22 protein-coding genes are annotated in these 23,984 nt (G+C 68.0%); 7 read left to right on the top strand and 15 right to left on the bottom strand.

All coding sequences use genetic code 11. The features are described 5' to 3' along the window. Window positions 1-108: 108 nt before the first annotated feature. From ACFTZB_RS22765 to ACFTZB_RS22705, 13 genes are all read right to left on the bottom strand, one after another. On the bottom strand, window positions 109-1,149 hold the full coding sequence (locus tag ACFTZB_RS22765) for an aldo/keto reductase (RefSeq protein WP_378434240.1): 1,041 nt from the start codon (window positions 1,147-1,149) through the stop codon (window positions 109-111). After that, window positions 1,149-2,201 (bottom strand): aldo/keto reductase, encoded by a 1,053-nt coding sequence (locus tag ACFTZB_RS22760; protein WP_378434238.1) that lies wholly within the window; start codon window positions 2,199-2,201, stop codon window positions 1,149-1,151. Before ACFTZB_RS22760 ends, ACFTZB_RS22765 begins: the two co-directional genes overlap by 1 nt. A 29-nt stretch (window positions 2,202-2,230) precedes the next feature. Beyond that, window positions 2,231-3,565: an NtaA/DmoA family FMN-dependent monooxygenase gene (locus ACFTZB_RS22755; protein WP_378434236.1), complete on the bottom strand. Its 1,335-nt coding sequence runs from the start codon at window positions 3,563-3,565 to the stop codon at window positions 2,231-2,233. Further along, on the bottom strand, window positions 3,565-4,908 hold the full coding sequence (locus ACFTZB_RS22750) for an LLM class flavin-dependent oxidoreductase (protein WP_378434234.1): 1,344 nt from the start codon (window positions 4,906-4,908) through the stop codon (window positions 3,565-3,567). Before ACFTZB_RS22750 ends, ACFTZB_RS22755 begins: the two co-directional genes overlap by 1 nt. Beyond that, window positions 4,905-6,095 carry an acyl-CoA dehydrogenase family protein gene (locus tag ACFTZB_RS22745; RefSeq protein WP_378434232.1) on the bottom strand — a complete coding sequence of 397 codons (1,191 nt, stop codon included), beginning with the start codon at window positions 6,093-6,095 and terminating at the stop codon, window positions 4,905-4,907. The genes ACFTZB_RS22750 and ACFTZB_RS22745 overlap by 4 nt, the downstream gene beginning before the upstream one ends. Then, the gene (locus ACFTZB_RS22740) at window positions 6,092-7,435 is read right to left on the bottom strand and encodes an NtaA/DmoA family FMN-dependent monooxygenase (protein WP_378434242.1); all 1,344 of its coding nucleotides are present in this window, start codon (window positions 7,433-7,435) and stop codon (window positions 6,092-6,094) included. The genes ACFTZB_RS22745 and ACFTZB_RS22740 overlap by 4 nt, the downstream gene beginning before the upstream one ends. Window positions 7,436-7,539: 104 nt before the next feature. Beyond that, entirely contained in the window at window positions 7,540-8,445 is a 906-nt protein-coding gene (locus ACFTZB_RS22735; RefSeq protein ID WP_378434230.1) for a LysR family transcriptional regulator, read from the bottom strand. Window positions 8,446-8,624: 179 nt separating this feature from the next. Then, a complete protein-coding gene (locus tag ACFTZB_RS22730; RefSeq protein ID WP_378434228.1) occupies window positions 8,625-9,860 on the bottom strand; it encodes an acyl-CoA dehydrogenase family protein in 1,236 nt (411 codons plus the stop codon). 179 nt (window positions 9,861-10,039) lie between these two features. Beyond that, window positions 10,040-10,444 (bottom strand): rhodanese-like domain-containing protein, encoded by a 405-nt coding sequence (locus tag ACFTZB_RS22725; protein WP_378434225.1) that lies wholly within the window; start codon window positions 10,442-10,444, stop codon window positions 10,040-10,042. A 34-nt stretch (window positions 10,445-10,478) separates the two neighbouring features. Beyond that, window positions 10,479-12,155, bottom strand: coding sequence for a dipeptide ABC transporter ATP-binding protein (locus ACFTZB_RS22720; protein ID WP_378434223.1), 1,677 nt, complete (start codon window positions 12,153-12,155; stop codon window positions 10,479-10,481). After that, window positions 12,152-13,033 carry an ABC transporter permease gene (locus ACFTZB_RS22715; RefSeq protein ID WP_378434221.1) on the bottom strand — a complete coding sequence of 294 codons (882 nt, stop codon included), beginning with the start codon at window positions 13,031-13,033 and terminating at the stop codon, window positions 12,152-12,154. Before ACFTZB_RS22715 ends, ACFTZB_RS22720 begins: the two co-directional genes overlap by 4 nt. 12 nt (window positions 13,034-13,045) lie before the next feature. Continuing rightward, a complete protein-coding gene (locus ACFTZB_RS22710; RefSeq protein ID WP_378434218.1) occupies window positions 13,046-14,008 on the bottom strand; it encodes an ABC transporter permease in 963 nt (320 codons plus the stop codon). 3 nt (window positions 14,009-14,011) lie between these two features. Next, a complete protein-coding gene (locus tag ACFTZB_RS22705; RefSeq protein ID WP_378434216.1) occupies window positions 14,012-15,667 on the bottom strand; it encodes an ABC transporter substrate-binding protein in 1,656 nt (551 codons plus the stop codon). Between the two features lie 396 nt (window positions 15,668-16,063). On the opposite strand from ACFTZB_RS22705, the gene ACFTZB_RS22700 reads away from it, so the two are divergent. Beyond that, on the top strand, window positions 16,064-16,441 hold the full coding sequence (locus ACFTZB_RS22700; RefSeq protein ID WP_378434214.1) for an ANTAR domain-containing protein: 378 nt from the start codon (window positions 16,064-16,066) through the stop codon (window positions 16,439-16,441). A 226-nt stretch (window positions 16,442-16,667) separates the two neighbouring features. On the opposite strand, the gene ACFTZB_RS22695 is transcribed toward ACFTZB_RS22700, so the two are convergent. Both ACFTZB_RS22695 and ACFTZB_RS22690 read right to left on the bottom strand, forming a co-directional pair. Beyond that, the gene (locus tag ACFTZB_RS22695; protein WP_378434212.1) at window positions 16,668-17,306 is read right to left on the bottom strand and encodes a carboxymuconolactone decarboxylase family protein; all 639 of its coding nucleotides are present in this window, start codon (window positions 17,304-17,306) and stop codon (window positions 16,668-16,670) included. A gap of 25 nt (window positions 17,307-17,331) precedes the next feature. Next, window positions 17,332-17,898 (bottom strand): VOC family protein, encoded by a 567-nt coding sequence (locus ACFTZB_RS22690; RefSeq protein WP_378434210.1) that lies wholly within the window; start codon window positions 17,896-17,898, stop codon window positions 17,332-17,334. An 86-nt stretch (window positions 17,899-17,984) separates the two neighbouring features. Here ACFTZB_RS22690 and ACFTZB_RS22685 point away from each other — a divergent pair, with 86 nt between their 5' ends. The 6 genes from ACFTZB_RS22685 to ACFTZB_RS22660 all read left to right on the top strand — a co-directional run bounded on the left by ACFTZB_RS22685 (window position 17,985) and on the right by ACFTZB_RS22660 (window position 23,959). Next, a complete protein-coding gene (locus ACFTZB_RS22685) occupies window positions 17,985-18,620 on the top strand; it encodes a TetR/AcrR family transcriptional regulator (RefSeq protein WP_095863802.1) in 636 nt (211 codons plus the stop codon). Between the two features lie 148 nt (window positions 18,621-18,768). Beyond that, window positions 18,769-20,034, top strand: a complete 1,266-nt coding sequence (locus ACFTZB_RS22680; RefSeq protein WP_378434207.1) for a CaiB/BaiF CoA transferase family protein — start codon at window positions 18,769-18,771, stop codon at window positions 20,032-20,034. Then, window positions 20,031-20,945, top strand: a complete 915-nt coding sequence (locus ACFTZB_RS22675; protein WP_378434205.1) for a hydroxymethylglutaryl-CoA lyase — start codon at window positions 20,031-20,033, stop codon at window positions 20,943-20,945. The genes ACFTZB_RS22680 and ACFTZB_RS22675 overlap by 4 nt, the downstream gene beginning before the upstream one ends. Window positions 20,946-21,022: 77 nt before the next feature. Then, window positions 21,023-21,409 (top strand): nuclear transport factor 2 family protein, encoded by a 387-nt coding sequence (locus tag ACFTZB_RS22670; RefSeq protein ID WP_378434203.1) that lies wholly within the window; start codon window positions 21,023-21,025, stop codon window positions 21,407-21,409. A gap of 1 nt (window position 21,410) precedes the next feature. After that, window positions 21,411-22,595, top strand: a complete 1,185-nt coding sequence (locus ACFTZB_RS22665; RefSeq protein WP_378434201.1) for an acyl-CoA dehydrogenase family protein — start codon at window positions 21,411-21,413, stop codon at window positions 22,593-22,595. Then, on the top strand, window positions 22,586-23,959 hold the full coding sequence (locus ACFTZB_RS22660) for a phosphotransferase family protein (RefSeq protein WP_378434199.1): 1,374 nt from the start codon (window positions 22,586-22,588) through the stop codon (window positions 23,957-23,959). Before ACFTZB_RS22665 ends, ACFTZB_RS22660 begins: the two co-directional genes overlap by 10 nt. Window positions 23,960-23,984: the final 25 nt, after the last annotated feature.

The following is a 23,984-nucleotide window of genomic DNA, read 5'->3' as shown; positions in this document are numbered from 1 at the left end:
GTTACTTGGGGTTTTCGTCCTGCGGGTACACAACCCCGGAGGTGGTGGAGGCCCCCGCCGACGACTTCTCCTCGTCCCGCGTGGGCGGGGCCTCCGCCGGCCCTCGTGTTACGCGGCGGGGCTCCGCCGCAGCTCCGGGCGTGCCAGCGCCTCGGGAATCTTTCCGGTGTCGCGCTCGGTGAACACCGTTCCCGGCGGGACGATCTCGTCGATCTTGTCCAGCACTTCACCGGACAGCGGCACATCGACCGCTCCCAGGTAGCTGTCGAGGTGCTCGATGGTGCGTGGTCCGACGATCGCGGATGTCACATCGGGGTGGGCCAGCACGAACGCCAGCGACAGTTGGATCAGGCTGATGCCCAACTCCTCCGCCAGCACCGCGAGTGCGTCGGCGGCTGCGAGCTTGCGGGCGTTGGCGGGGGCGTCGATGTCGAAGCGGCCCTTGATCAGTTCGGCGCGGTACGACTCCGGCTGCGGGGCGCCGATCCGGTACTTCCCACTCAGCCAGCCCGCGGCGAGCGGACCGTAGGTGATCACGCCGAGACCGTACTTGTGGGCGATCGGCAGGGTTTCCCGTTCGATGCCGCGGATCAGCAGCGAGTACGGAACCTGCTCGCTCGACGACCGCTGCAGGTTCCGGGAGTCCGCCACCCACTGGGTCTCGACGAGTTCCGCCGGCGAGAACACGGAGGTTCCGTAGTAGCGAATCTTGCCCGCCCGAACCAGATCGTCGAGTGCTCCGACAGTTTCGCCGATCTCGGTGTGCGACTCGGGCCGGTGGACCTGGTACAGGTCCAGGTAGTCGGTGCCGAGGCGCCGAAGACTGCCCTCCACGGCCTCGGTGATCCATCGACGCGAATTGCCGCGATGCTGTGGATTGTCGTCGACGGCGTTGTGAAACTTGCTCGCCAGGAACACGTCGTCGCGGCGGCCCTTCAACGCCTTCCCGACGATCTCCTCGGATTCCCCGCGCGAATAGGTGTCTGCCGTGTCGACGACGTTGATGCCCGCGTCCAGCGCCCGGTGGATCACCCGGATGCCGTCCTCGTGCGTAGTCTTGCCGCGGGCCCCGAAGTTCATCGTGCCCAGCGTCAACGGGCTGACCTTCACACCCGTGCGTCCGAAGACGCGAAAGTCCTGCAGTGCCATCAGTGATCATCCTTTGCTGTGGTGGTGACGCGACGGCGAGTTGCCGCGTCGGTCAGTGACGGCGGAAGGTAGCCCTCGTCCGCCGGGCTGATCGTGACTCCGGGGGCGACGATCTCGTCGATACGGTCGAGGATGTCACTGCCCAGTCTCACGTCGACGGCGCCCAGCTGACTCTCGAGGTGCTCGAGGGTCCGCGGCCCGATGATGACGGAACTGACGGCGGGATGCTGGAGGACGAAGGCCAGGGAGAGGTGGATCAGCGACAGGCCCGCGTCGTCGGCCAGCTTCTGCAGTTCCTCGGCGGCGGCCCGCTTGCGCTGGTTGGCGAGCAACTCCGGGTCGTGGCGGTGCGGCTGCCGGGTCAACCGGCTCGACTCCGCGGCATCCGTCTCGCCCGCGCGGTACCGGCCCGACAGCCAGCCCCCGGCGAGCGGACTCCAGGTGAGGACACCCAGCCCGTACTTCTCGGCGATCGGCAGCGTGGCGCGTTCGGCGGCCCGCGCGAGAATGGAGTACGGCGGCTGCTCGGTGACCGGACGCTGCAGGTGTCGCCTGTCGGCTGCCCACTGTGCTTCCACCAATTGGTGCGGCTCGAACGTGGTGGTGCCGAAGTAGCGGATCTTGCCCTGCCGCACGAGGTCGTTCAACGCGCCGAGGGTCTCGTCGAAGTCGGTGTCGGGGTCGGGGCGGTGGACCTGGTAGAGGTCCAGATGATCGGTCTGCAACCGCCGGAGGCTGCCCTCGATCGCCGTGAAGATCCAGCGCCGCGAGTTGCCACGATGGGTGGGGTCGGACCCGATCTGGCCGTGGAACTTGCTCGCGAGGACCACGTCGTCGCGGCGGCCCTTCAACGCCTTCCCGACGATCTCCTCGTTCTCGCCCTGCGAGTAGACGTCGGCGGTGTCGACGACGTTGATTCCGGCGTCCAGCGCGCGGTGGATGATCCGGGCGGCGTCCTCGTGGTCGGTGTTCGCCCAGGACCCGAAGTTCATCGCGCCGAGTGTGAGCGCGCTGACCTGCACACCGGTCCGTCCGAGGTGGCGGTACGTCATGATCTGGTTTCTGCTTTCTGTCGGGGCCATCATCTGCGGGAAAACGTGTTGATCGGTTCGCGGAGACCGAGGTGGCTCCGGAGTGTGCGGCCGGTGTAGTCGGTGCGGAAGAGCCCGCGGGCCTGGAGGATCGGGACGACGTGGTCGACGAAGTCTTCCAGATACGAGGGCAGAACGGCCGGGATGACGGTGAACCCGTCGACGGCGCCCGACCGCCACCACGTCTCGACATGATCGGCCACCTGCTCCGGGGTACCGACCACCACGCGGTGCCCACCGAGGAACTCGGACAGGAGCTGCCGGACGGTGTGCCCGGTGTCGGCGGCGTAGCGGGTCAGCGACGCGAAGAAGCCCTGCGGTCCTACCCTGTTCTCCGGCAGCGTCGACAGCCGCTCGGGGAGCGGTGCGTCCAGGTCGAGGTCCTCGTCCGGGTAGCCCAGCCACCGGGCGAGGGCCCGCACCGGGGCGCTGTCCGGGTGCAAGCGGGACTGCAGGGTGTCGAACTTGCCGGACGCCTCCGCGGTGGTGCCGGCGACGACGGGGACGAGTCCGGGCAGGATTCGGATCTGGGCGGGGTCGCGACCGTCCGCGGCCGCGGCCGACCGGATCTCCCGGGCGAACTGCTGCGCCGGCCCCAGCCCGAACTGGGTGGCATAGATCGCCTCCGCATGGGCCGCCGCGAAAGCCTTGCCCTGAGCGGACGAACCCGCCTGCACCAGCACTGGTCGGCCCTGTGGGGAACGGGTGACGTTCAGCGGCCCGGCGACGGTGAAGAACTCACCGCGATGATCCACCGCGTGCACCTTGCCGGGGTCGGCGAATCGCGCCGACGCCTGGTCGCCGATCAGTGCGTCGTCTTCCCAGCTGTCCCACAACTTCTTCGTCAGTTCGACGTACTCGCCGGCACGCCGGTAGCGTTCGTCGCGCTCGGGGAGATGGTCGATACCGAAGTTGCGGGCCGCGTTCGGCTCGAACGTGGTGACCACGTTCCAGCCGGCCCGGCCGCCGCTCACATGATCGAGCGAGAGAATTCTGCGCGCCAGGTTGTACGGCAGATTCAGCGTGGACGTGGCGGTCGGGATCAGCCCGACACGTTCGGTCGACACGGCCAGAGCGCTCGTGAGCAGAATCGGGTCCAGTGTGGCCGCGGGACCGCGGGCGATGCCCGGCTGCTGCACCGGGATGTCCGGGAACAGCAATCCGTCGAGGAGTCCGCGCTCCGCCACGGCGGCCACCCGGCGGTAATGGTCGAGACTGATGAACGACTCCGGTGCCAGCTCAGGGTCCAGCCAGGCGGCCGGGTGATATCCGGCGCTGCCGACGTTGACGAGGAAGTGCAGCGAGCGACCGTCGACTCCGCCCATCACGCCACCACCCGGTCCGTCGAGGTCGGCACGGTGTGAGCCGGGATCTTCAGGCCCAGGTGCCCGCGCAGCGTTGTCGTCTCGTACTCGGTGCGGAACCGGCCGCGGCGCTGCAGGATCGGGACGACATGGTCGACGAAATCGTCGAATCCGCTGGGCAGCACGTCGGGCATCAGGTTGAACCCGTCGGCGACGCCTTTGTCCACCCAGTCCAGGATCGCGTCGGCGATCTGCTCCGGGGTGCCGGTGACGATGCGGTGCCCGGCGCCGCCGCCGAGTCGGCGCAGTAGCTGGCGGACTGTCAGATTCTCGCGCTGCGCCAGTCCGACGGCGATCTTGTAGAACGTCTGCGAGCCGCCTGCCTCGTCCGCGTCCGTCAGCAGGTGCCAGGGCAGAGGCCCGTCGAGGACCAGCGCGTCCTCGGGGACCCCGAGCTGACCGGCCAGGCGGGTGAGCGCGTACTCGGGCGGCACGAGTTCGGCGAGTAGGTCGCGGCGTCGCTGTGCCTCTGCCTCGGTGCTGCCGATCACGGTCGACAGGCCCGGCAGGACCACGACGTCTTCGGCCCTGCGCCCGTAACCCACGGCGCGGGCCTTGACATCTCGGTAGTACTCGGCGGCTTCCTGTTCCGTCTGCGCGGCCGTGAAAATCACCTCACCGACCTGGGCGGCGAGTGCCCGCCCGTCCGTCGATGCACCCGCCTGCACCACCACCGGCTCCCCTTGTGGTGAGCGCGGAACATTCAGCGGTCCCGCGACGTCGAAGTGGGCGCCGTGGTGGTCGGCGCGGTGGATCTTGCCGGGGTCGGCGAATCGCCATGTCGGCTTGTCACCCACCAGGGCGTCGGGCTCCCAGCTGTTCCAGAGTTTGCGCACCACCTCGACGAACTCGGCGGCCCGGGCATAGCGGCCGGCATGGTCGGGTTCGTCGTCGAAGCCGAAGTTGCGCGCAGATTCCTTCCCCGCCGTGGTCACCACGTTCCACCCCGACCGGCCGCCGCTGAGCTGGTCGAGAGTGGCGAAACGCCGTGCGACGTCGTATGGGTCGTTGTAGGTCGAGGACAGGGTGCCGATCAGACCGATCGTCTCCGTCGCAGCGGCGACCGCGGCCAGCACCACGGACGGTTCCAGGCTGTTGAACGGCCGGTAGCGCAGATCTTCCCGGATCGCCGGACCGTCGGCGAGGAAGATCGCGTCGAGCCTCGCTGCCTCCGCTTTCCGGGCGATGTCGATGTAGTGGTCGAGCCCGAAGGAGGCGAGCGGATCGGTTCCGGGAAACCTCCAGGACCCACCGAAGACGCCGGCGTTGAGAATGTTGACGTTGAGGTGGACCTGCCTGCTCACTGCTCCTCCTCTGCCGGCGCGCCCGCGGCGATGGCCGACTTGCCGAGGTTGGCGACGACGAAATCGCTCTGCGGGAAATGAATCCGGCCGACCATGGCGTTTCGGTGGTGACGCTCGAGTGGGTTGCTGCGGGACAGTCCCGGATTTCCGGTGAGGTCGAGAGCGGACTCGGTGATCCGGATCGCCGTCGTCGTCGCCACGTGCTTCGCCAACGCGGGCAGAGCACTGTTGGTCTCCACTTCCGCCGCCGCGTGCCGCAGCAGTGCACGGCTGGTCTGCAGTTGCGCTTCGATCTCCCCCACACGGTCGTGGAAGCGCGGCACCGTGGCCAGCGGCGCGCCCAGCGCGGTGGGCACTCGGGTGTGGAGGTACCGGACCAGCCAGTCCCTCGTCGCGATCGACACCCCGTTGTAGTTGGCGGCCAGGAGCAGGGGCAGCGCCTGCCTGCCTGCACTGCGGACCTTGCCGGTGCCGTCGTTCGGGTCGCGCAGATCCACCAACCGGGAGTGCGGAATCCGGGCATTGTCGAAGGTCACGGTCTGCGTGTCCGACGCGCGCAGCCCGAGGTGATCCCACGTCTGCTTTACCCGCCAGCCCGTGGCCTGGCGGTCGAACAGGAACGTGGCCACCTTCGGTTGGGGTTCCGCGGTGGTGGCTGTGACGGTGAACCAGTGCAGCCCCGAGATGCCCGTTCCGTAGGCCTTCTCGCCGTCGATCCGCCAGCCGCCGTCGGGCAGGCGGGTGGCCGTGGTGGCGGGGACGCCTCCGCGGGACAGGCTGCCGAGTTCGCGTTCCACCGCGAGACCGTTGATGAGGGCGCCCTCGGTGACCGCCGTGCGGAACACGGCGTCCTTCAGGTCGTCCGGCCACGGGTTGTCGGGTCGTTGGAGCGTGAGGTGGTTGGTGTAATTCCACTGCAGGATCAATCCCACCGACGGGTCCGCCGCCCCCACGCGCTCGATCACCTCCACGGCCTCGCCGATTCCGGCTCCGCCCCCACCGAATTGCTCGGGCACCGTCAGCGACTGCGCCCCGATCCGGCGCAGCGCATCGAATGCGTCGAACGGGAACTCCCCGGTGAGGTCGTGGTATTCGGCACGGGAGGCGATGAACTCGAGAACCTCACGGAATCGGCTCTCGTCGAGTCCTCGCACGGTGGTGCGCGGTTCGGTCACTCCGACAGTCATGTGAAGCTTTCCTTCCTGGTGCGGACGGCAGTCTCGGTCACCTCGAGGCCGAGATTGCCGCGCAGAGTGCGGTGGGTGTACTCGGGGCGGAAGAGTCCGCGGCTCACCAGATGCGGCACCACCTGTTCGACGAAGGCCTCGATGCCGGTACCCACCTCCCCCGGCATGATCGTGAAGCCGTCGGTGGCACCGCTGCGGAACCATGCTTCGATCCGGTCCGCGATCTGTTCGCCGGTCCCGACGGCCAGTTGGTGACCCGCACCTCCTGCGAACTTGTGGATCAACTGCCGTGCGGTGAGGGGTTCCCCGGCGAGCAGTGCGCGTGTGCTCGCGAAGAATCCGGCCGACCGGGGCAGCGACGTGTCCGTATCCGTAAGATCGTCGGCACTGATCACCGTGTCGAGCCGGAGCCGCCCAGGATCGAGACCGAGTTGTGCCGCGAGCTGCCGCAGTGCCGGCTCCAGCGGAATGGTTTCGCGCAGTTCCTCCTCGCGTCGCCGGGCCTCGGCCTCGGTGCCGCCGACGACGGTGATGAGACCGGTCGAGACTTTGACCCGGTCGGGATCGCGCCCGTTCGCCGCCGCCCTGCCGCGGATGTCGGTCCTGAGGTTCCTCGCGACGTCGACGGTCTGTGCTGCCGAGAACACGAGATCCGCGTACTTTCCCGCCAGGGCGAGGCCGCCTTCCGACGCGCCTGCCTGCACGATCAGCGGCCTGCCCTGGGGTGAGCGCGGCAGCGGCAACGGGCCCGCGACCGTCAGGATCGGACCACGATGGTCGGGAGGAGTGATCCGGTCCGGGTCGGCGAACCGCCCCCTCTCGGTGTCCCCGATGATCGCGCCGGCCTCCCACCCGTCCCAGAGCTTGGCCACGACTTCGACGAATTCGTCTGCTCTGCGATATCTTTCGTCCTTGTCGGGGGGCTCCGAGAACCCGAAATTGGCGGACGCCGCCGGATGCTGGGTGGTGACGACGTTCCACCCGGCCCGACCGCCCGTGAGATGGTCGAGAGACAGGTATCGCCGGGCCAGGTTGTAGGGGTCGTTATAGGTGGACGACCCCGTCGCGATCACCCCGATGTGTTCGGTTCCGGCGGCCGCATCGGCCAGCATGACCACAGGATCGAGACCGAGGCCGGGGGCGTGGTGAATGTCCGAGGACAACGCGGGACTGTCACCGACGAAAACGGCGTCGAGGTGTCCGCGCTCGGCGATCCGGATGAGACGACGGAAGTGCGCCGGATCCACGAAATCGCCGGGGTTGTTGCCCTCCACCCGCCAGGAGCCGCGGAAGTGCCCGGGCGTGAGAAGTGAAATATTCAGGTGCAGTTGCGAACTCATGGTCACGTGCTTCAGTATCGAGCGGGACGGTGAGGCGAACAAGCTAGTGACGCTACGAGATTCGTTAAGAAATCCTCAAACCGGATCGGACGACCGCAGACAATTCACGACGCGAGCTGCAGTGGTCCCGCGACCATCCGCAACGCCCTGATGGCCGCGGCCACCGCAGGGCGCTCGATCGACGCCTGACGGTACGTGACGCCGATCTGCCGTGCACCGTTCGAGACCGGGCACGCGACGAGGTGCCGGTGGGCCTCGGCGACCGCCATTTCGGGGACCACGGCCACCCCGAAACCGGCTTCGACCATTTCCGCCATCCCCGTGAAGCTGCCGCACCGATGCTCGATCCGGGGCGTGAATCCGGCCTGACGGCACGCGAACATCACCGACACGATGGAGGGGGCCCCGTCGGAGGCGGCGATCCAATCCACGTCCGCGACCGCGCCGAGCCCGTGCTGCCTCGCGCGCTCCCGCAACGGAGTCGGAGCCAGAAGCACCAGTGGGTCGTCGAACAGGAACTCCGAGGCGAGACCGGCGGGAAGGTCGCGTGCACGGAACGAGTAGGTGTAGGTGATCGCCAGATCGACTTCCTGCTGCCGGACGGCAGGCACCGAGTTCACCGGCATCGCGTCGATGAGCCGCACCCGCAATCCGCGGTGTTCTCGACCCAGCCGCGCGGCCACCGGCAGCGCGAGCCGGGTCAGAGCTGTCTGGAACGTCGCCAGAGTGAGGACGCCCGTGACGGATTCGCCCGTCGCCGCGACGGCGCTCTCCGCTTCTTCCAGTGCGGCAACGACTCTCGACGTATGATCGACCAGAACCCGGCCCGCGTGAGTGAGGCGCAGCACGCGCCCCTCCCTGCGGGTCAGGACCGCGCCGACCTCGTCCTCGAGGATCCTCAACTGCTGGGACACCGCGGACGTGGTGATCCCGTGCAGTTCGGACACAGCCGTCATCGTCGTGTGCTCGGCGAGGTCGCGGAGCAGAATCAACCGTCGAATGTCATACACAGGTGGTCCTCGCGGGGTAGATCGGCCGGTCGCACGGGATCTCCGCTCGACCGTATTCCCATCCTGCCCACCGGCGACCGTTCAGCACAGGTTTGTGATCACGACGATTCTGTTCAGTACACCTTGCCGCACGCACTCGATCCTCGACCGGAAGACTCTTTCCGGGGATGGAGCGGCGATCAGGAATTCTTCGGCTCGCCGTACCGGTCGGCGAACGACTTGGGCGTGGTGCCGTTGACCAGGTAGTCGCCGATGACCGCCGGCTTGTAGACCACGGGGTTGTGTGAGGCGAGAGTGCGGGCGTTCCGCCAATGGCGGTCGAGGTTGCGCGTCTCTCGCACCGCGGACGAACCACCCGCGTTGAAGATGAGGTTGGCGGAGTCCAGGACCGCGTCGATCACGGCGATCTGCGCCGCGGACGTATTCACGAAGACCTCCGCGAACAGATCGGGGGTGGGCCCCTCGGCCGCGAACCGTGCGTTGACGTCTTCGAGTTCCTGCGCGATCCGCTGCAGGACGCTGTCGACGACCAGAACGTTCTTCGCGATCTTCCCGACCACGCCGAGGACCGCGTAGTCCGACGTCGCCGAATCGGACGGCGCGTGCAGACTGGTCCGGGTGCGGCTGCGCACGAGTTCCACTGCGTCGTCTCGCAGGTTGCGGTTGATCCCCGCCAGCGTCGCCAGGTGCACGATCTGCACGAACGAGGACTGCTGGTCGAGGAATCCCGGGCGGTGCCCGAACTCGCCGAATTCGGCGACCGGTGCCGCCTCGAACCTCGTGGTTCCACTGGCGGTGAGCCGCTGACCGATCCCGTCCCAGTCGTCGATACGGTCGACACCCGCCGCGGTGGCCGCCACGACCACGAAGCGGCGCCGCGCATCGCCGTCCGTCACGGCGACCCGGATGTAGTCGGCGTAGAGGGTTCCCGTCGTGTAGTACTTCTCGCCGGATACCACCGCCGCACCGTCGTGGTCGGTGACGGTGGTCGAGATGTCGAACGTACCCCGGCCGGTGGGCTCCGACTGTGCATTGCCGAATGCCGCTCCCGCACCGATCTTTTCCAGCCAACGGGTGCGAACCGGTCCGTCGTCCAGGTTGCGGAGGATTTCGACGGTGGTGAAGTGCCCCCGCAGGATCTGCGGAATGTTGGAGTCGGCCTGCCCGAGCTCCGCGAGGAGTTCGAACAGCTCGGGCAGGGTCACCCCGTGGCCACCGAACTCGGCCGGGACACGCAGAGCACCGAACCCCGCGGCGAACAGCTCGGCCACCTCCGTGTACGGCAGCTCCCGGGCGCGTTCGCGCTGCGCGGCGCCGGCGGCGATGCGCGCGAAGATCTCCCGGAACCGAGGGAGGGAACGGTCCACTGCGGTGGAATGGTCGCTGACGCGGCCGGTCAGGGTGACAGCGGTCATGAAGGGTCTCCTCGGACGACGTGATCGGGCGCCGTCACCCGGACGGGTGACGGTCGACGGAACGGTCTGCCCGGCCGGGCCCCGAATGGAGCGACCGGGAGTCCAGGTTCTCCGTCCCATCTCATATCGAGACATGGTGCCGATCAACACAATCAGCCTTGACTCTTCGTGTAGATCCGCTAAATCCGCGTCTCGTCGCCGTGTGCCCGTGCAGGCTCGGTCGCGGGCAGGCCCGCGGCCTTCCATGCGGCGAACCCACCGTCGATGTGCACCACGTTGAGGAAGCCCCGCTCGAGCAATCCCTCCGCCACCGGTCCGGACCCTGCAACGGATCCGCACACGACGACGATCGGCTGGTCGAGCGAGATGATCTCGGCGTGCTTCGTGGGTGAGTCGAGTCCGAACTGTTCGTCGAGCGCGTCTCGGTCGGCAACGATCGCTCCCGGGACCTCGCCGTTCTCTCGGCGCCCCTTGTCGCTGCGCACGTCCACGAGCACGGCGCCGCCCTTGACGGCCGCGGCCGCGAGCAGCGGGGTGACGAGAGCGGGGGTGAGTCGGCCGGTGGTATCGGTGTTGTCGGTCATGTGATGTCCTTCTCGGTAGGTGGTGGTTCGGAGGTCAGAGCGCGGCGGCGAGAAGTTGATTCTCGCCGGGTACGGCGTGCAGCAGGTTTCGGGTGTAGGCCTCCCGCGGCGCGCCGAAGATGTCGTCGACGCGTCCCGACTCCACCACCCGCCCGCCGCGCATCACGGTGACGTCGTCGGCGATCAACCGCACCACGCCCAGGTCGTGAGTGATGAACAGGTACGTCAGCCCGAATTCGGCCTGTACGTCGACGAGGAGTTGCAGGATCTGCGATTGGACCGAGACGTCGAGGGCCGAGACCGCCTCGTCGAGAACGACGATTCTCGGGTCGGCGGCGAGTGCCCTCGCGATCGCGACGCGCTGCCGTTGCCCGCCCGACAGTTCGACGGGCTTGCGCCGGAGAAACGTACTGTCGAGCGCCACCGCGTCGAGCAATTCGATCACCCGTGTGCGGCGTTCGGATCGATTGTTCCGAATCCTGAACGCAGCCAGCGGTTCCGCGATGATCTGCTCGATGCTGAGCTTGGGGTCGAGTGACGAGTAGGGGTTCTGGCGTACCAGCTGGATCCTGCGTCGCACCGGCCGCAACCGGCGGTGGGACAGTCCGTCGATCCTGTCGCCTTCGAGCAGAACCTCGCCGGCGTCCGGTCGGCTGAGCCCGACCGCGATTCGCGCGAGTGTGGACTTGCCCGCGCCCGATTCACCGACGACGGCGTGGGTGGAACCGGCGGTCACACCGACGGTCACGCCGTCGACCGCGACGAACTCGGAGGCCTTCGAGCCCGACCCGACGGTGAAGCGCCTGGTCACGTCGCGCAGTTCCAGGACTGGGCCGTCGGACGCGGGGGCGTCCACGGCGCGCGCCGCAAGCGCGAGCGGTGACGGCCCGAGGCGCGCGCTGCGGAACGACGGTGCCGCGGCGATCAGCGACCGGGTGTATTCCTGCCCCGGATTCTCGACCAGCTGCCGCGTCTCCCCTTGTTCGACGATCCGCCCCTGCCGCATGACGACCACGCGGTCCGCCCGGTCGAACGCCACACCGAGGTCGTGGGTGACGAGCAGGACGCCGAGCCCGAGGGTGTCGCGGAGAACCGCGAGGTGGTCGAGGATCACCTTCTGGACCGTCACGTCGAGCGCCGACGTGGGCTCGTCCGCCACCAGCAGTGCCGGATCACTCGCGAGGGCGATCGCGATGAGGACTCGCTGCTTCATCCCGCCGGAGAGTTCGTGCGGGAATTGCGAGTAGATCCGTTCGGCACTGTTCAGTCCGGCGAGGCGCAGTTTTTCGAGCGCCAACTCCCGCGCCGGACCCGATTCGACCTGCCGGTGCAGCCGGATCGCCTCGAGGACCTGCACCCCGACTCTTTTCACCGGGTTGAGCGAGGTGCCGGGATCCTGTGGAACGAACCCGACGAACGGACCGCGCAGCTGAGCCAGCTGCCGGTCCTTCCACCGGGTCACGTCCCGCCCACCCAGGTGGATCGTGCCGGACTCGATGGACGCCGACGACGGCAGGAGCCGCAACGCGGCGTGGACGGTGGTGCTCTTGCCCGAGCCCGATTCACCGACGACGGCGACCAACTCACCCGGGTGGACGCTCAGCCCCACACCCTCGACGGCGGTCTTCCCGCCCCCTCGAGCGGTACGGTAGCCGACCCGCAGATCGTCGATCTGCAGCAGTGGACCGTGCCCCTGTTCGACGTCGCTCATCTCTGGTCTCCTAGCGATTTGCTGATGCGGTTGGTGGCGAGCACGACCACGGCGATCAGGACGCCGGGCAGGATCGAGATCCAGGGGTAGGTGGCGAGGTAGTCGCGGCCCTCCGACACGGCGAGCCCCCACTCGGGCTCCGGCGGCGGCGCTCCGTAGCCGAGGAAGCCCAGTGCCGCCACGGCCAGGATCGCCGAACCGCATTCGAGCGCAGCCAACGACAACACGGCGGTGACCGAGTTCGGCAGCACGTGCCGGACCACGACCCGGCCGAAGCCGGCTCCCGATCCGTAGGCCGCCTCCACGTAGTCGCTCTGGGCGACCTTCAGCACCTCGGAGCGCATGACCCGGGCGAATGCCGCAACCGCGGAGATTCCGACCGCCAACGCCACAGTGAAGGTTCCGTATCCGAGTGCCGTCACCACCGTCATGGCGAGTAGGAGCGCCGGAATCGCGAGCAGCACATCGACGAACCGCATGACGATCGCGTCGGTGCGACCGCCTACGAACCCGCTGAGCAGACCGACGACCGAACCGACGACGAATCCCACGAGCACCGCGAGCAACGTCGCACTGAGCGTCGTGGACGCCCCGAAGATCACGCGGGCGAGGAGATCCCGGCCGAGGCGGTCGGTGCCGAAGAGGTGGTCGGCACTCGGTGGGCTGAAACTGGCGTCGACGTCACCGTCGTAGGGACTGAACGACGTGAAGCAGCCCGGCGCCACCGCCCAGAGAACGACCGTGACGATCACCAGCCAGGACAGGACCAGGCCCGGCGCGGTCGACGCGAGCCGCGCGAACCGCACGAACCGGTCGCCGGCGGTGTCGGCGGTGTCGGCGGTGGATGAGGCCGATGAGCGGAAATCGACTGTGGTCACTGTGATGCCTCCTTACCCGGCCGCCGGGGCGGCGCCGGCCAGGACCCGCGTGCGCAGCCTCGGGTCGAGAAGCGGATAGATGATGTCGACCACGAAGTTGACGACGACGAAGACGACGGCCGCGAACACAACCACCGCCTGCACGAGCATCACGTCCTGCGTGCGGACTGCCGTCTCGGTCAGCCGGCCGAGGCCGGACCGCGAGTAGATGGTCTCGACGATCACGGCACCGGCCAGCAAATTGCCGAGGGTGAGTCCGGCAATCGTCAGTGCGGGCAGGCTCGCGTTCTCGAGGACATCGCGCACGAGAACCCGCAACCGGCTGGCGCCCTTCGCGACGGACACCGTGACGTAGGGCGCGTTCAACCCGAGTTCGATGTTCTTCAGCAGCAGCTGTGCGATGGGCGCCGACACCGGTATCGCCAGCGTGACGGCGGGCAGCACGAGAGAGGCGAAGCCGTCGTTTCCGATGGGCGGAAACCACCGCAGCTGAAACGAGAAGACCTGCAGGATCGCAAGCCCCACCAAGAACACCGGTACGGACACACCGGCCGCGGGGAGGGACGCGATGGCCTGCGACAGCCACGAGCTGCGCGTGTACGCCGCCGACAGCGCAATTGCGAACGCCACGATCACCGCGAGTAGCAGTGCGACACCGGCCAGGATCGCCGTCTGCGGCAACACCGCGAAGATCATCGACCACACGTTCTCCCCCGTGCGCACCGAATGCCCGAAGTCCCCGTGCAACGCACCGAACAGTCGCGTGGCGTACTGCACGACCACCGGCTGATCGAGACCGTAGTGTGCGCGCGCCGCGTCCTTGTCGGCGTCACTGATCAGTTCCGCCTCACTCGGGTCGAACATGAGGTCGACGGTGTCGTACGGAAGCACGTACAGCAGGACGAACGTGAGCGAGTACGCCGCCCACACGACGAACAGGGACTGACCCAGTTTGGCGAGAATGTACCGTCCCATCGTTCAGCCCTGCTCTATCCAGGTGTCGTAGAACACGTTTCGCGACTGTGCTTCGTAGCCCACGTTGTGGACCTTCGGGTTGGCCGCGGTCACCTGGGCCGGGTTGTACACCGGCACGCTGAGGATCTCCTCGTTGAGAACGAAGTCCTGCGCCGCGGCGGCCGCGGCGGCGCGCCTGGCCGGATCGAGTGTCTCGTTGACGGCGCGGAACGTGTCGATCGCCTTCTGCCGGACGGGGTTGTCCGCAGTGATGGCGGCGCCGTTCGTGAACAGCGGCGAGTACGTCTGCTCGAGCACCGCCACGTCCGATCGGCTGGTATTGAACACCTGGACGTTCCACTTGCCTTGCAGCTTGCTCGCCGCCTGGTAATCGGGGATGGGAAGGACCTGCAACTGCAGGTCCACACCGATGTCACGCAGATCCTGCTGGATGAGTTCGAACGCGGGCTTGTTGATCACCAGGTTGTTGATGGCGAGCAGACTCAGCGTGAGCGGCTTGCCGTCGGCGTTGACGCGAGTACCGTCCGGGCCTTCCTTCCAGCCGGCCTGATCCAGGATCCGCTTCGCCTCGTCCTGGTTCTCGACCAGTCGATCGCTGAAATCCGCATATCCCGGCACGCGCTCCGAGACCACCGAGGACGACGGCCGGTAGCTGTCGGTCAGTACCGTCTTCGCCAGCGCGTCCCGGCTCCAGCCGAGTTTGACGGCCTCGCGCACGGCGCGCTCGTTGGTCGGGAAGAGATCGGTCTTGAAGTCGAATGCGATATCGCGGCCCGGGATCAGCTGGGGAACGATCTCGTAGCCCTCGGCGCGCAGCGGCGCCTCGTCGGTCGTGTTGACGTCCAGGATCGCGTCCACCTCACCCGAGCGCAATGCCCCCGTCCGGACCCCGGCCTCCGGGATGACGAGCACTTCGACGGCGTCGAGGTAGGCGTCACCGTTGTGCCCCCGGCTCGCCGGCGCCCAGTTGTAGCCTTCCCGCTTCCGTAGGACAGTCTTCTCCTGGTACACGTGTTCGGTCACGACGAACGGTCCGGTCGCCACGATGTTCTGTGGAAGCGCGCGGTCCTCTTTCCTCAACTGCAGCGTCGTGTGCCCGAGGATCCCGGCAAAGTACATCGAGAGACCCTGGAGGAAGCCGGCACTCGGCTTGTCGAGGGTGACCTTCACGGTGCTCGGGTCGATCACCTCCGTGCCGAGGTACCCGCCCCAGTACGCGGACACCGGGACGACACCGAGTTCCTTGTTGCCGAAACCGAGCAGGTCGAAGTTCTCCTTCACCGAGTCCGCTGTCAACGGCGTGCCGTCGCTGAACGTGACGTCGTTCCGCAGGTGGAACGTGAATTCCGTCAGGGTCTCGTTGACGTCCCAGGACGTCGCCAGCCAGGGCTCGAGCGCACCCGATTCGGGATTCTGATACACGAGCTTGTCGCTGATGTTGCTCGTGATCAGCGACTCCGGGTACGAGCTACCGGAATGTGGATCGAGGTTCGCCGGAGCGTCCAGGACGGCGAACCGGAGCGTCCCGCCGGGAACCGGATCCCCACCGACGTTCGAGGAGGCCACCGATTGGGATGCGGCGCACCCGGTGAGCACCAGTGCTGCGGCGGCCGTAGCCGCAATCAGAGCTGTTGCTCTGCCGACGAATCTTCGGGTCATCTGACGGAACTCCTCAATGCATGGACGAACGGAAGGAAGACGAGACACGCGCGTGGCGCCGAATCCACGCCGACGACGGTCGGGCGGACGGGACGATCAGGGAATCGGAGGTACGAACTCCGAATCGGGTGCCCGCAGGCGCCCGGTCACGAGATCAGCGACAACAGTGGAACGCAGCGGAGGAGAACAGGGGGCCATGGGCGCTCATCACGTTCTCCTTCCGCGTCTCGACACTCGTCACAACTGTGACCAGCTGAGTGTGCACAGTGCCGGAATGACGAACAACCAACCTGAACTACGAGGTTCGTTAAGATTCGCTCAAGTCAGCGATCGGCGCGGCCGTATCCGTTTACGACTCCGCGGCCCGGGGAATGTCGTAGGCGAAGGTGATGCCAGATGGTGAATTACGAGACCTCGAACCCCGTGCGGTCCGCCCGAAGCTTCCTCGACCGGCGCCGGGGGCCGTCGGACCGTGAACTCGTGACCACTGCGAAGGCAGTCCTGATCACCAGACGCGGCTACAGCGATGCCCAGGCTTTCGACGAGCTACTCGACGTGGCGCGCAGGCACCACCTCTCCGTGCAGGGCGCTGCGCGGTGCCTGATCGATCTCACCAGCAACACCGGTCACCTCACGAGCCGCCGGCCAGTCGCATTCCCCGAGTGGGAAGGACTCCGCGGACCGTCCTCCGGGCACCATCGTCGTCCGCCGCAGCGGATGGACAGTTTGCAGGGACGCCACCGCCCTCACCTCGCGACGCAGATTCGACCGTGACAGCGACTGGACGGGACTACGACGAACAAGATGCGGCGCGGACGGGCCTGCAGACGGGCCGGACCCCGACCGCCGCAGCTACTCCTCGCTGGCGTCGTTCAGCGACCCCGACGTCAATTCATGGCTGCTGCAGGAGGTCACCACCAGGCTTCCCGGGCGGATCGACACGGCCATGACGTCGTTCGGCTCCGCACGCGACCGGGCGACCGCGCTCCGGCGCGCGGTGTCATTCTCCGGACAGGTCGGCCGAAAGGTCGCGGACCTCGACGCCGGCGGGAATCTCGACCTCGGCGATCAACTCGGGCCGGTCGTCGAATTCGAGGCGGAGGGCCCGGCACATCGTGGCGTGCATGTCGTAGAGAGTCGTGATGTAGGTCAGCTGCAGAATTTCCGGATCCGTCAGGTGCGCCTTCAGGACCGCGAACACCTCGTCCGGCACCCGGCCGCCGTCGTAGACGAGGCCGTCGGTGTAGGCCAGGACCGCCCGCTCGAGTGCGGAGAAGCAGTCGCTGACCTGCCAGTGCGGAAGGGCCGCGATCTTGTCCTCCGGCGCCCCGAGGGAGCGCATCTGCTTACAGTGCTGGGAGAAGACGAACTGGCTCCCGCGTGCGTACCCAGCCCTCGCCTGTCCCAGTTCACGCAACAGGGGGTCCAGGGTGACGTTCCGGTAGAGCGAGAATCCGCGGACGGCGTGCCGGAACACGTCCGGTGACTGGGCGAACACGGTCCACCAGTCGCCGGGGGTGGCGTGGATGGTGCCGTGATCGACGGCGGGATCCTTGTCAGGGCCGAACAGTCGGTCGTAGAAGAAGAGGATCTTCTCGTCGGTGACTTCTGCGCGGGGTACCTCACGGAGACGGGGCACGGCGGTTCCTTTCGGACGGTGACGGTCAGGATGCGGTGGGTACGCGCCGGTCGGCGGCGGTCTTGGGTTCGTGTGAGACGTCGGCTTCGGTGAAGGTTCGCGTCCAGCAGGCGAATTCGAGCAGTACGCCGTCCGGGTCCTGGAAGTAGAACGAGCGCACGAAGGTGCCCGGGTGCACGTGCCGGGACACGCCGGCGGGGCTGTCGTCGTGGTTGAGGACCCGACTGACCTTGATCCCTTCGGCCTGCATGCGGGTGTAGTACTCGTCGAACTGTTCCGGCGGCACCGCGAACGCGACGTGATTCATCGACCCGACCGCACTCGCGAGTTCACCCTCGTCGGGGAGCCCCTTGGGGGCGGCGAGACCGGGCGCGGCCTCGGGGGAATCGGCCAGCCAGAAGAAGGCGATGGTGTTGCCGTTGCCGCAGTCGAAGAAGAAGTGCTGGCCCAGATCCCCCGGCAGCTCGATGGTCTTGATCAGGGGCATGCCCAGGACGCCCGAGTAGAAATCGATGGTGCGTTGCATGTCCGAGCACACGAGCGCAAGGTGGTTGATACCCCGAAGTTCGTACTTGGAGTTCGGATTGCTCATGGCGGTCCTTCCGATGTGGTGAAGTCGTCGCGAGAAGCGAACAAAAATGACTTGACAGTCATGTCATCTATTGGGAGAGTTTGTCCGTGAGCAAGTCATCTGTCAATACCCCGTCCACGCCGGCCACGGTCGACACCCTGACCGCGCGTGGCCGCAAGACACGCGACGCACTGCTCGACGCCGCCCGGAAGGTGTTCGAGACGGTCGGATTCCCCGACACCCGGGTCGAACACATCGCCCAGGAGGCGAACGTCTCCTACGGCACCTTCTACCGCTACTTCGAGTCGAAGGAAGAAGTGTTCCGGGAGCTGAGCACCCGATTGTTCGAGGACATGCACCGCCGGGAGCCGACCGACGGCGACCTGTCGCCGGCGGAGAAACTGGTCGCGTCGAACCGCTCGTACTACCAGTCCTACCGCCGGAACGCCCCGCTGATGGCGATCGTCGAACAGGTCGCGACGTTCAACGACGAATTCCGCGAACTCCGTCACGAGCACCGCCGTCAGCTGATCGACCGGACTTCCCGCGCGATCGCACGCTGGCAGCAGGACGGACTGGTGACCGCCACCCTCGACCCGGTGCTGGCGGCCCGCGCGATGGCCGCCATGGTCGACCACACTTTGTACCTGTGGTTGATCCAGGGTGACGACGCCGACGAGGCGGCCCTGCTCGACACCCTCGACCAGATGTGCCTCGGCGCACTCGGTCTCGACCGGAACTGAGCGCCGCGCGCTCCCCCACCGAGAACCGTGCCGGGCCACGATCCCGACGGAGTGCTTCCCATACACCCCTCACCATCGACCGAGCAGCGGCCGACCGATCGACCTCATCGGGTCGGCCGCTGTTCCGATCTCCCCGAAGGCACGCACAATGACAACGCACTCACCGTTCGCGTCCGCTACCACCGACACACAGCAGGGAGCACTCGACGGCCTGCGGGTACTCGAACTGGGCACCCTGATCGCAGGCCCGTACTGCGGACGCCTCCTCGGTGACATGGGCGCCGACGTCATCAAGATCGAAGCCCCCGATCGTCCCGACCCCCTGCGGGACTGGGGCCAGGCCGAGGGCGGGCACCAATACTTCTGGTCCGTGCACGCCCGTAACAAACGGTGCGTGAACCTCGACCTGCGCACCGAGGCCGGCCGGCGGATCTTCCTCGACCTCGTCGCCACCGCCGATGTCGTCGTCGAGAGCTTCCGGCCCGGCACCCTCGAGCGCTGGGGCGTCGGCTACGACGTCCTCCGGGAAATTTCCCCGCGGCTGGTCCTGGCCCGGGTCTCCGGATACGGCCAGACCGGTCCGTACGCCGCGCGTCCCGGATACGCGTCGGTCGCCGAAGGCATCAGCGGCTTGCGGCACCTCAACGGATTTCCCGGCCAGGCGCCCCCGCGGATCGCGCTCTCGCTCGGAGACAGTCTCGCCGGGATGTTCGCCTTCCAGGGTGTCCTCGCCGCGCTCATCGCGCGCGAACGCACCGGACGGGGACAGATCGTCGACGCCGCGCTCACCGAGGCCGCACTCGCCATCCAGGAGTCCACCGTTCCCGACTACCACAAGACCGGTCACGTCCGGCAACCCTCCGGCACCCGCCTCGACCGCGTCGCACCGTCCAATCTGTATCGCACGCAGGACGGACTGTGGGTGATCATCGCGGCCAACCAGGACACGCTGTTCGCGCGTCTGTCCGCGGCGATGGGCCGCCCCGACCTCGCCACCGATCCGCGCTACGCCACCCACACCGCGCGCGGTGATCACCAGGACGAGCTCGACACCCTGATCGCCGAGTGGGCGGCCGGCTTCCCCGCCGCGGAACTGATCGAGCTGCTGACCAAGTTCGAGGTGGTCACGGGCCCGGTCAACACGGTCGCTGAGGTGATGGCCGATCCCCAGTTCAACGCCCGCGAGATCTTCGTCGACCACGTCGACCCCTCCCTCGGGCCCGGCGACACCGGATTCGATCCGGAGCCGGTGAGGGGAGTCGGGGTGATCCCGAAACTCAGCGATACCGCGGGCGGGGTCCGCTGGGGCGGGCCCAGCCGCCCGGGCACCCACACCGACGAGGTGCTCACCGAAATCCTCGGCTACGACGCCGACCGGCTCGCCGCACTGCGCGAGCAGGGCACGATCTCGTGACCGCGATTCCACCCGAGGTCGACATCCGGGAGGTCGGGCCCCGCGACGGACTGCAGATCGAGAAGCCCATTCCCACCGCCGCCAAGCTGGAGCTGATCGACGCGCTCGCCGCGACCGGTGTCCGGCGCATCGAGGTCACGTCCTTCGTTTCCCCGCGCGCCGTCCCGGCGCTGGCCGACGCCGAGGCCGTCGCCGCCCAACTCGGCCGCTGGCCACACGTCACGTTCTCGGCGCTGGTTGCCGGACTCGGCGGCGTCAAGCGAGCACTCGCGGCAGGCCTGACCCGCCTCGAGTACGTCGTCTCCGCGTCCGATGGGCACAGCCGGGCCAACGTCGGCCGCAGCAGCGAGGAGTCGATCGCGCTGATCACCCCCATTGCCGAACTGATTCACCGGGCGGGCGGCACACTCGAAGTGATCGTCGCCATCGCGTTCGACTGCCCATTCGACGGACCCACCCCACCGGACCGCGTGGCCGACATCGCGCGGCGTGCGGTTCTTTCGGGTGCGGATGCGCTGTCCGTTGCCGACACCATCGGCACGGCAACGCCGGTGCGCACCACCGATGTACTCACCCGGGTGCGCGCCGCCGCCGCCGGCGTGGACCTCGGCCTGCACCTGCACGACACCCGCGGCCAGGGGCTGGCGAACGCGTGGGCGGCATACGCCTCGGGCATCCGCCAGTTCGACGCCTCCGTCGGCGGGCTCGGTGGGTGCCCCTTCGCGCCGGGCGCGAGCGGCAACATCGCCACCGAGGAACTGGTCTACATGTTCGAAGACGGCGGCATCGCTACCGGCATCGACATCGACAGGGAACTCGACGCCGCTCGACTGGCCGAGCGCCTCCTCGGCAGATCCCTCGCGGGCAGACTGCTCGCGGCCGGGGGCCGACCGGCTCCCGCCGGCAATTGACCACCTCGCTGCCGACACCGCGACGAGACACTCCGCCGCGCCGCAGGCAGCACCACACGGAAGAGACGGATTTTCCCATGAACGAGCTGGCTGATCGCTTCTTCGCCGCCGTCGGCGACGGCGACGAGGCGACACTGACCGAGCTGTACTCACCGGACGCGCGGATCTGGCACAACGACGACGGACGCGAACAGACGGTCACCGAGAACCTGAAGGTGCTGCGCTGGCTCTCGCGCACTCTCGAGGACCTGCGCTACGAGGACATCCGCCGCCACGAGTTGCGGGGCGGCTTCGCCCAGCAGCACGTCCTGCGCGCCACACTGCCCGGCCACGGACCGCTGGAGGTGCCGGCGTGCCTGTTCGTCCGCGTCGACGACGGCCGGATCACCCGCATCGACGAGTACGTCGACTCCGCCGCCACCCTGCCCCTGCGCGCGCAGGCCGGCCGGCGGCGGGAGCGCTGACATGTCCGGAACCCGTTCCGCCGTCCCGCTCGCCGAACTGTGCGCGCGGATGCGCTCGTTCATCGACGACGCCGTCATCCCCGCCGAACCCGTCCTGGTGAACGAGGACGGCCCCGCTCACGTGGCCATCGCCGAATTGCGTGCGAGAGCCAAGGAACTCGGCTTGTGGGCGCTCGGCCATCCTGCCGAACTCGGCGGTGGCGGTGTCCCGTTCCTCGACTTCGTCCATCTCAACGAGATCATCGGACGCTCGGAGTTCGGCCAGTTGGCCGTCGGCTCGGTGTCCATGCAGGACACCCTGATGCTGCACGAACACGGCACTCCCGAGCAGCGGCAGCGGTGGATTCCCCCGCTGGTCGCCGGGGAGTTCCTGCCGTCCGTCGGATTGACCGAGCCGGAGGCGGCGGGTTCCGATCCCACCCTCATCGAGACACGCGCCGAACTCGACGGCGACACCTGGATCATCAACGGACACAAATGGTTCACCACCGGAGTCAAGGACGCCGGCTACTGCTCGGTCTTCGCCCGGACCGAACCCGACACCGCCCCGAGGCACGAGCGCATCAGCGCGATCATCGTGCCGACCGACACCCCCGGATTCGAGATCGTCCGGTCGATCCCGACGATGGGGCACGACCCGAGCGATCATTACGAGGTCCGGATCACCGACGTGCGCGTCCCCGCCGCCAATCTCCTCGGCGAACGCGGCAGGGGCTTCGCGGTGGCCCAGGACCGGCTCGGCCCCGGCCGGATATTCCATTGCATGCGGTGGCTCGGGCAGGCTCAGCGCGCATACGAGTTGATGTGTGCCCGCGCGAACACCCGCTACACCCACGGCTCGCTGCTCGCGGACAAGGGCGAGGTGCACCGCTACATCGCCGAATCCGCCGCCCAGATCCATGCCGCCCGGCTCATGACTCTCGATGCCGCCCGCGCGATGGACGCCGGGGAGGACGCCCGCGTACGCATCGGGCTGGTGAAATTCTGGGGCGCCCGCATGCTCCACGACGTCGTGGATCGGGCCATCCAGATTCACGGGGCGCTCGGCCTGACCGCCGATACCCCACTCGAGCGGATGTACCGGCAGGCGCGGTACGCCCGCATCTACGACGGTCCCGACGAAGTGCACCGCATGTCGACCGCCCGCCGGTTGCTGCGCGATCCCGAGGCTGCCCCATGGCGATGACCGACGCTCCCGCAGCCCTCGCGGACGGCATCCGCGCCGTCCTGACCGCCGCCTACGGCATGGACGCCACGGTCGGGGAACCCCGGCAGCTGACCGGCGGCGCCAGCCGGCAGGTGTGGGCCGTCGACGCCGACGGCCCGGACGGGAAACCCCTGCCCGTCGTGCTGCGCCGCGACCCGCCCGGGCACGGCGACGCCGCTCGGATGCGCGCGGAGGTGGCGTGCCTGCGGGCCACTGCCGCCGCGGGAGTGCCGGTGCCCACCGTCCTCGCTTCCGGGGACACCGCGCCCGGCATCGACGCCCCGTACCTGATCATGAACAAGGTGGAGGGCGAATCGCTCCCCCGGAAACTGCAGCGGGACCCCGCCTTCGACGAGGTGCGCAACCGTCTCGCCGAGGACATGGGTTTCGTCCTCGGCCTGATCCACCGCACTCCCCTGGACTCTCTCGCCGTGCTCGACGCCACCGACCCGGTGGACGCGCTCGAGGCCACCTATCGTGACCTCGGCGAACCCCGGCCCGCGGTCGAGGTGGGTCTGCGGTGGCTGCGTGACCACCGTCCGCCGTCGCGACCGAGGGCTCTGGTACACGGCGACTTCCGGATCGGGAACCTTCTCGTCGACGGAACGGGAATCCGCGGGGTGCTCGATTGGGAACTCGCCCACCTCGGTGATCCCGTCGAGGACCTCGGCTGGCTGTGCGTGCGGGCGTGGCGGTTCGGCGCGAACGCGCCGGTCGCGGGGATCGGCGCCCGCGACCAGCTCCTGGACGGCTACGAGAAGGCCACCGGGACGAGGCCGTCGTTGCCCGAACTGCACTGGTGGGAAACGTTCGGAACCGTGCGATGGTTGGTGCTGAGCAGGTTTCAGGCCGAACGTCACCTCGGCGGGGCCGAGCGGTCCCTCGAGCTGGCGGCCATCGGACGCCGGGTCTGCGAATCCGAATACGACCTGCTCGACGTTCTCGGACTGCTCGACGCCGCCGCACCCGCTCCCCCACCGGCGCCACCCGGGCGCACCGTGCACGACAGACCCCGCGTTCCGGAGATCCTCGACCTCGTGGCCGGCACTTTGACCGACGACCTCGGACCGGCACTCGACGGAACGCACGAGCGGGAACGGTATCTCCTGCGGATCTGCGTCAACCTCCTGCGCACCGCGGGGCGCGAACTCGACGCCGGAAACGGCGCCGACGCCCTGCTCGACGGCGCCCTCGGTGCGCTCGGATGCACGTCCGAGGCCGAGCTTGCCGCACGGATTCGCGAGGGGGCGCTCGACTACCTCGACGACCGCGTGCGCCGGGCGATCTCGATCGCCGTTGTGGCCCGCCTGCGGGTGGCCAACCCCCGGCACATGAACGCATAGCCTCGAAAGACGGGAAGTGCCCGGC

It is taken from the genome of Rhodococcus sp. NPDC057014 (genome assembly GCF_042673295.1).
Lineage (GTDB): Bacteria > Actinomycetota > Actinomycetes > Mycobacteriales > Mycobacteriaceae > Rhodococcus_F.
This window is presented reverse-complemented; position numbering and strand designations above follow the sequence as displayed.

Excerpts from the sequence above, each read along its gene's own strand:
- ACFTZB_RS22745 (WP_378434232.1), bottom strand. The coding sequence starts at position 6,095 with ATGACTGTCGGAGTGACCGAACCGCGCACCACCGTGCGAGGACTCGAC.
- ACFTZB_RS22705 (WP_378434216.1), bottom strand. The coding sequence starts at position 15,667 with ATGACCCGAAGATTCGTCGGCAGAGCAACAGCTCTGATTGCGGCTACG.
- ACFTZB_RS22765 (WP_378434240.1), bottom strand. The coding sequence starts at position 1,149 with ATGGCACTGCAGGACTTTCGCGTCTTCGGACGCACGGGTGTGAAGGTC.
- ACFTZB_RS22730 (WP_378434228.1), bottom strand. The coding sequence starts at position 9,860 with ATGACCGCTGTCACCCTGACCGGCCGCGTCAGCGACCATTCCACCGCA.
- ACFTZB_RS22725 (WP_378434225.1), bottom strand. The coding sequence starts at position 10,444 with ATGACCGACAACACCGATACCACCGGCCGACTCACCCCCGCTCTCGTC.
- ACFTZB_RS22670 (WP_378434203.1), top strand. The coding sequence starts at position 21,023 with ATGAACGAGCTGGCTGATCGCTTCTTCGCCGCCGTCGGCGACGGCGAC.
- ACFTZB_RS22660 (WP_378434199.1), top strand. The coding sequence starts at position 22,586 with ATGGCGATGACCGACGCTCCCGCAGCCCTCGCGGACGGCATCCGCGCC.
- ACFTZB_RS22755 (WP_378434236.1), bottom strand. The coding sequence starts at position 3,565 with ATGGGCGGAGTCGACGGTCGCTCGCTGCACTTCCTCGTCAACGTCGGC.
- ACFTZB_RS22720 (WP_378434223.1), bottom strand. The coding sequence starts at position 12,155 with ATGAGCGACGTCGAACAGGGGCACGGTCCACTGCTGCAGATCGACGAT.
- ACFTZB_RS22740 (WP_378434242.1), bottom strand. The coding sequence starts at position 7,435 with ATGAGTTCGCAACTGCACCTGAATATTTCACTTCTCACGCCCGGGCAC.
- ACFTZB_RS22665 (WP_378434201.1), top strand. The coding sequence starts at position 21,411 with ATGTCCGGAACCCGTTCCGCCGTCCCGCTCGCCGAACTGTGCGCGCGG.
- ACFTZB_RS22680 (WP_378434207.1), top strand. The coding sequence starts at position 18,769 with ATGACAACGCACTCACCGTTCGCGTCCGCTACCACCGACACACAGCAG.
- ACFTZB_RS22700 (WP_378434214.1), top strand. The coding sequence starts at position 16,064 with ATGGTGAATTACGAGACCTCGAACCCCGTGCGGTCCGCCCGAAGCTTC.
- ACFTZB_RS22710 (WP_378434218.1), bottom strand. The coding sequence starts at position 14,008 with ATGGGACGGTACATTCTCGCCAAACTGGGTCAGTCCCTGTTCGTCGTG.
- ACFTZB_RS22690 (WP_378434210.1), bottom strand. The coding sequence starts at position 17,898 with ATGAGCAATCCGAACTCCAAGTACGAACTTCGGGGTATCAACCACCTT.
- ACFTZB_RS22760 (WP_378434238.1), bottom strand. The coding sequence starts at position 2,201 with ATGACGTACCGCCACCTCGGACGGACCGGTGTGCAGGTCAGCGCGCTC.